The following is a 1,270-nucleotide window of genomic DNA, read 5'->3' as shown; positions in this document are numbered from 1 at the left end:
GGGGCATTCTGCGCACGGTCACGGCCCAGCACCCATTCGACATAAGCGGTGATCCTCAGCCGACGCTGATGGGAGCTGGTGTTGTGCAATGTCAGGCGGGCAATTTTTACCGGCTGCTGCAGCGGCACAAACTGCAGCAGCGTTAAGCCAATGCCCGCCGCCTGGTGGGCAAAGCGGCTGTAGCCAAAGCCATGGCAGGCACTGTAATGACCACCATCATTGATCGGCGCACAGGTGGCAGTAAACAGCTGACCACTGTCTTCATCCTGCACATAGATCGCTTCAGCGCAGGGATCGGTCACCGGATCATTCGACCAGGGCGTGAGCTGATTTTCCCGACTGCTTTGCGCCCAGCTATAACCACTGCCACTGGCCGACACCTGGAAACCAAACTGAGCATTGGCAATCACATTCAGCCAGGGCATCGGCGTACGCTGGTAGTTATCCAGCAGGATCACATACTCGCGGCCATCGCTGGCAAAGCCGCCCAGACCGTTAAAAAATTCCAGCTCGCTGCTGCGATAGTCTGTGCCGGCAAAACCTGCGTGAACCGGCTCCGGCGCTGAACTTGGTGGGACGCTATGCGGCCTTGCAGCAACAGCTACTGGCTCTGCCGCACTATCCTCAGCGCTGAGCGGTGCCAGCCGTTGCAACTGGCGCTGCAGTGGCCCTCGCCTGGCATAGAGCACCACCCGGGCCACGGCAGCCAGTAAACTGCGGCTATCGACCTGCATTAGATCAGCGCGTAGCGTATAGACATGGCCCACCGCCCGCTGGGGGGCACTGCCAGCCAGTACAGCTGCCGGCCGACTCTGACTGGCACGAACCAGGGCTTCGATGGCCTGTTGCAAATCCTGCACGTAGGAGCTGGCACGCTCATTAATAATTACCAAGTCGACGGCCAGCTGCTTTAAGCGCCAGTATTCATGCGCCCGCAGCAACTGACGCACAATGTCGAGATCGTCGATATCGTCAATATGCAGCAATACGATCGGGGTATCGCCGGAAATACCATGCTGCCAGATAGCGGACTGTGGGCCAGCTCCACGGCTGATGGAAGCTGCCGGTGCACGAAAACGCAAATCGTTGTACAACAGTGGGCCGGTCAGGCGCTGAAACAGGGTCGCTTCCGCCACGCTGATGGTCAGATGGCGTAACTGCACCTGTGCCAGCGTCCAGGCTAAGGTGGCCGCCCGTTCAAAAGCGCTGGTTTCGTTATGCTGGTCAATCAGCTCCAGCAACTGCTCGCGGGAGTCGGCCAGCAGCGTCC

The 1,270-nt window shown here is 59.4% G+C and carries 1 pseudogene; it reads right to left on the bottom strand.

The window, feature by feature from the left end:
- A pseudogene (locus JJU14_RS16620) lies at nt 1–1,270 on the bottom strand (glycosyl transferase); the annotation flags it as partial.

The sequence above is a fragment of the Alkalimonas sp. genome (genome assembly GCF_020831925.1).
In the GTDB taxonomy this organism is placed as follows: Bacteria; Pseudomonadota; Gammaproteobacteria; order Enterobacterales; family Alteromonadaceae; genus Alkalimonas.
This window is presented reverse-complemented; position numbering and strand designations above follow the sequence as displayed.